We start from the raw sequence: 4,812 nt of genomic DNA, 5'->3' as shown, positions 1-4,812 counted from the left end.
TTTCGGCGTTTGAGTAAAGATTATGAGTTGTACACGACCAAAGCGCGAAGCGATGATCGGGAGGCTCGCTCATTCGTTTAATGACTCGCCGATTAGCTTCTTAAGCTTTTGTTTACAAATCAGCTCTCAATATACTGGATTTGCTGTTGATTGATTAAATATAGCAATTCTATTTTCCATGAAGTGAAAAGGGATCCCCCTAAATCCCCCTTAATAAGGGGGACTTTAATGCAATAATCGCTAGAAATAAATAGGAGATTTTAACAATGCCTAGTTTAACAGTAAAAGACTTAGAAAAACTGCAAGCTGAACATCCTGATTATCAGATGGAACTAGTGGATGGAGAAATTCTTGTTATGAGTCCTTCAGGGTTAGAATCAGATGAAGTAGCTGCTGCTATTGTTACCCAGTTATCAAACTGGGTACGACCTCGTAGACTAGGCAGGGTAACTGCTTCTAGTGGTGGTTTTCATTTACCTAACGAAGATGGAGATGTTCGCGCTCCCGATGCTTCTTTTATCCTAGCCGAACGTTTACCTCGCACTACAGAAGGTTACGCGGAGTTAGTTCCTGACTTGATGTTTGAGGTTAAATCTAGAACTGATAGTTTGGCTAAATTACGTCAGAAGATCCAGCAATTTCTGGAATTGGGAACTAAAATTGGGGTGTTAGTCGATCCGAGAACTCGCACCATGGAAGTTTATCGCCTTAATAGAGATAAAGTTGTGCTGGGAGATGGGGATGTGCTGCAAGTGCCAGAATTGCTTCCTGGTTGGGAATTGCCTGTGGTGGAAGTGTGGGCACCTGAGTTTGATTGAGAAGACTGTTTATTCTTCTCAAGTATTAGATTAAGTTTGAATATTTGTAAGGGATTGAATATGATTATATCAAATATCAAAATTAGTCAAACTTCTCAAGACATTTTGATAAAAGCGGCGGCGAAAAAACGAATGTCTGTAGAGGAGCTGGCTTCAGAAATATTAAATGAAGCTATTCAAAATAAGCTTTCCGAAATTGTCACTATTGGTGAAGTCAAAAAGGAATATTCCTCTAATCCATTGGCAAACAAGCAGCCCTACGCATACTATGCTGATCCTGAAGAGCCAGCTATCCCTCTAGAAGACTGGGATATAGAGAATAGTTATGAAGAGGTTTTATGATTGTTCTGGACACTCATATTTTTGTTTGGTGGAATCAGAACGATCCTAAAGTGACGTACTCCTTATAAACTGTCCTCTGGTAACAGAGGCATTGACTCTAACATCTACTATTGAGATCTAGCGATGAAAAAAATTTTGGTATTATGGACAACTTTTCGATCAACATCCACCGCTTTTAAAATGATGATGCAAGCAAGGGGAGACTTTATTGTTCTTCATGAACCCTTTAGCCTATACTATTACGGTAGCGAGGAAAGGAAATCTGATCGCTGTGCAAAAGCTGAGATTAATCCAGCTTATAATTTTCAACCCCTATTCCAAGACCTAATCAATAAGGCTCAAAGCCAACCTGTCTTTATTAAAGATATGGCTTTATATATTTACGATCGAGCCGATGAAGCTTTTTTATCCCACTTTAACCACACTTTCCTTATTCGTCATCCTGCCAAAAGCCTTCCTTCTCTATTTGCCGGTTGGCCTGACTTCCACTTAAGTGAAACTGGGTATGCAGAACTTTACCAATTGTTTGAAGTCACCAAAGCCTTTCTGGGACAAGTCCCCCCCCTCATTGACTCAGATGACTTGGTACAAAAACCAGAGGCCACGATTAAAGCTTACTGTGATGCTGTAGGAATTCCGTTTATGCCCCAAGCGTTAAAATGGAATCCTAAGATATGCTCTAAAATATGGACTCTTCCATGGGAAGGAGATTGGCACACTTACTTACAATCGAGTCGGGAATTTAAAGAAAGGGACAGAAAAAATTACGTTAGTGTTGAAAACAATGAACACTTGAAGCAGACCTATGACTACTGTTTACCTTATTACCAAAGACTTTATGAACATCGACTGCGGATTGAATAACCACTTTTAACTACAGACTTTAAGCAATGAAAAGAGTAGTTTTTATCCTTCGTAGGGGAAATGGGTAGTGGTGCATTGTAATGATATCGGTAACGGTATGGTTAGGGTTTCAGCCCCCACCCACCATCACTATGCAGGACTACCTAATCTTCTAAGTCATCAATAGAAACTTTACACTTAAACCTGTTTTTTTGCAAATCGTTTATTATTTCGTTTATTCTAGATTTGTTAATCATTGTTATTTACATCCTTTTTAACATCGAATTCCAATTCTTCGAGCCGTTATAACCAAACAAATCTTGATAGTGAGTATCAATTAAGTACTCATTTTTGTGCTGCATCAGCCATTTTTTTAGTAAATCAAGCTTACCTTTCATCCGTTCAATAAATTCTTTATCTTCCCAATCTGACCAAGCCTCCCATAAAGCTTTATTTGTGTCTTCAATAATTAAATAATCTCCATTTTGTAAGCCATTGTGATGAAAATAATTCAGGATACCGACTAAATTAACATGAGCATCTTCTATGATTAACCAAGGATGAGGAAGTGTAGAAAGCAGTGTGGTGGATAAAACCATATCGATCTGGTGACAATCACCTTCCAAAAATTTTATATTGGGTTGGGCTTTGGCTTTTTCATCAAGTAAGGATAAATCGATATCAACAGAGTAGAGAAGACCTTCAATTTCAAATAACTTCAACTGATCTGCTAACCATACTGCACTTCCTCCAGTATCTGCACCAAGTTCAATAATTGTCTTTGGTTGGAGTTCGTAAATGAGCATTGGATAAAGGGCAATTTCTATAGGACTTTTGTCCATTGGTATCCCTTTCCAGGTTTGTAAATGATAGTTTTCAGTCAGAGGTCTCCAAATACCCTTGGGAAGGGAGGAGATATCTTCTCGATCAGAAATTTTGACAAGTCTTTTATTCTGTGAGATGTCTTGATCAGATCTAATGGATTGATCAGCACTTTGATTCTTCATTGCGATCACTCCTCAAACAGATTTAACTTTTGGTGATCGTATTTTCCCCTCTTCAATACCAACCCCATCTTCATTCCACTGCCAATCAAAAGCATAGATCCAATACATAATCCCAGACATCCTAGTATTGTGAGGCGTGTTAGCAGGTACTTTGAAGAATTCACCAATGGAAGGATGGTGAGTTTTACCTTGAAAATAAACTTCTAATTCCCCTTCTATCATGATAATAAATTCATCAGCTTTATGACCTGGATTTGACCAAAACTCTACAGAATTTGTTCTATATAACTCGCATTTAAAACCTTTTGGTTCCCAATCTTGCTTTAGTTTTTCTAAGCCAAGTTTTAATTCTGATTGATTCATATTATTCATGGTATTTTAATTGAAATCAACAACTATAAGTTACAGGGTAAGCTTATCTAAATTTGTATAAATTGTACTTCACAGATGGAGCTTGTAGGTAGGAGTGTGTATAAGGAAAGTGTGAAATAAGTAAATTAACTTCAAATAACTTAGCGATCACTCCTTCTTTTTAAAAGCCATAAGATACATCAATTTGGCTTCTTCATATATCGGAAAACCCTCTTCACTAACTAGTGTCCACGGTAATTGCTCTAAGGCTGTCTGCATTTCACGGCGATAGTCTTCCCGTATCGTCAACAAAAAAATTCCCTCCTCTTTTAAAAGACCGAATAGATTGTTTAATACCTCAACCCCAGCATGAGCATAAGCAAAAACCCCTGCAGCAATAATAGCATCAAAAGTTACTGAATTACTAAAAATTTGAGAATCTTCTAAATTACACTGATGGAGAGCCTTGTAGACTTGTCTCTCTTTAGCGATCGCCAGCATTTTTTCTGACAAATCCGCAGCAATAAGATTAGTATATCCCTTTTGGTATAAGGCTTCACCCACTAACCCTGTCCCAGCACCAGCATCTAGAATTGTGGCATCTTTCTTAGGAAGCAGTTTGCTTAATGTCTGTGCTATGTTAGCAGGCATAAAAGACCAATCTTCTTTTATATCTGCATCGTAAGTATTCGCCCAACTATCGTACTTACTTTTTAATTCCTCAGTACTTTGGCTATCACAAATCCCAGATAACCAAGGTCTTGCTTCTAAAAAATCGTTGGCTTGTTCTTCGACCATCTTTAATCACTCCATAACTAATTCAACAACAGTATCAGGAGATAAACGTTGCAGGTGCCACTGAGTAACTTCTTCTCCTGGTATCAAAATTGGACTCCCTGGGGGAACTTTCTTGATACAGCAACCGCTTATTTTACCTAATGCTTGCCCAATGGGTAATTTTTCTTTCCGGCTAAAGAAAGCATCTTTAGGTAAAGTCCTCATTTGAGGGCTACGGCAAAAGTAACTGTCAGGTAAACTCTCTTTTGGTGCTTTTTCCCTCAGAATCGGCACAATGGCTGCTAAGGTTTCTCTCATAAATCGGAAATCTTGTGGATTGTGATGGAAAGAGAAAATTAATAACAATCCCTCCTCACCAGCAAATTCCCCATCAATCCCCCGTTCGTACAACAGCTCTGCTAACTCTTCCCCTGTAGTGCGATCGCTTTTTAAATAGATTTTCAGAGGATCGCTAACTTGGGCATCATACGTTAATACGTTGCCGTAATTATCCAATTGACTGCGCAGGCGATCGCATTCCTGAATGGCTTGCCAAAATAAAGCTTGACCTTCTTCAGAATACCCCTTCTTAATCGCATCTTCAATACTCAGCATTAACAGGTTACTGCGGGTAGTGGTTTCAAATAAAGGCAAAACCCCCATAGCTTGTTCAA

At 38.5% G+C, this 4,812-nt stretch carries 6 protein-coding genes and 1 pseudogene; 3 read left to right on the top strand and 4 right to left on the bottom strand.

Annotated features, from left to right (window positions below):
• Positions 1–266 precede the first annotated feature (266 nt).
• The 3 genes from F6K49_RS35435 to F6K49_RS35425 all read left to right on the top strand — a co-directional run bounded on the left by F6K49_RS35435 (position 267) and on the right by F6K49_RS35425 (position 2,024).
• Positions 267–818: a Uma2 family endonuclease gene (locus tag F6K49_RS35435; RefSeq protein WP_293104308.1), complete on the top strand. Its 552-nt coding sequence runs from the start codon at positions 267–269 to the stop codon at positions 816–818.
• Positions 819–878: 60 nt separating this feature from the next.
• Positions 879–1,160 carry a hypothetical protein gene (locus tag F6K49_RS35430; protein WP_293017343.1) on the top strand — a complete coding sequence of 94 codons (282 nt, stop codon included), beginning with the start codon at positions 879–881 and terminating at the stop codon, positions 1,158–1,160.
• A 123-nt stretch (positions 1,161–1,283) separates the two neighbouring features.
• Positions 1,284–2,024, top strand: a complete 741-nt coding sequence (locus F6K49_RS35425) for a sulfotransferase family protein (RefSeq protein ID WP_293017342.1) — start codon at positions 1,284–1,286, stop codon at positions 2,022–2,024.
• Positions 2,025–2,266: 242 nt separating this feature from the next.
• On the opposite strand, the gene F6K49_RS35420 is transcribed toward F6K49_RS35425, so the two are convergent.
• From F6K49_RS35420 to F6K49_RS35405, 4 genes and pseudogenes are all read right to left on the bottom strand, one after another.
• Positions 2,267–3,010 (bottom strand): CmcI family methyltransferase, encoded by a 744-nt coding sequence (locus F6K49_RS35420; protein ID WP_293017341.1) that lies wholly within the window; start codon positions 3,008–3,010, stop codon positions 2,267–2,269.
• A gap of 12 nt (positions 3,011–3,022) precedes the next feature.
• Positions 3,023–3,382 carry a cupin domain-containing protein gene (locus tag F6K49_RS35415; RefSeq protein WP_293043406.1) on the bottom strand — a complete coding sequence of 120 codons (360 nt, stop codon included), beginning with the start codon at positions 3,380–3,382 and terminating at the stop codon, positions 3,023–3,025.
• A 147-nt stretch (positions 3,383–3,529) separates the two neighbouring features.
• The gene (locus F6K49_RS35410; RefSeq protein WP_293027606.1) at positions 3,530–4,159 is read right to left on the bottom strand and encodes a class I SAM-dependent methyltransferase; all 630 of its coding nucleotides are present in this window, start codon (positions 4,157–4,159) and stop codon (positions 3,530–3,532) included.
• A gap of 6 nt (positions 4,160–4,165) precedes the next feature.
• Positions 4,166–4,812: pseudogene (locus F6K49_RS35405) on the bottom strand (decarboxylase); the annotation flags it as partial.

It is taken from the genome of Moorena sp. SIO3I6, assembly GCF_010672095.1.
This window is presented reverse-complemented; position numbering and strand designations above follow the sequence as displayed.

Bases quoted from the DNA above. Each gene is read 5' to 3' on its own strand.
- F6K49_RS35435 (WP_293104308.1), top strand. From the start codon at position 267: ATGCCTAGTTTAACAGTAAAAGACTTAGAAAAACTGCAAGCTGAACAT.
- F6K49_RS35430 (WP_293017343.1), top strand. From the start codon at position 879: ATGATTATATCAAATATCAAAATTAGTCAAACTTCTCAAGACATTTTG.
- F6K49_RS35425 (WP_293017342.1), top strand. From the start codon at position 1,284: ATGAAAAAAATTTTGGTATTATGGACAACTTTTCGATCAACATCCACC.
- F6K49_RS35420 (WP_293017341.1), bottom strand. From the start codon at position 3,010: ATGAAGAATCAAAGTGCTGATCAATCCATTAGATCTGATCAAGACATC.
- F6K49_RS35415 (WP_293043406.1), bottom strand. From the start codon at position 3,382: ATGAATAATATGAATCAATCAGAATTAAAACTTGGCTTAGAAAAACTA.
- F6K49_RS35410 (WP_293027606.1), bottom strand. From the start codon at position 4,159: ATGGTCGAAGAACAAGCCAACGATTTTTTAGAAGCAAGACCTTGGTTA.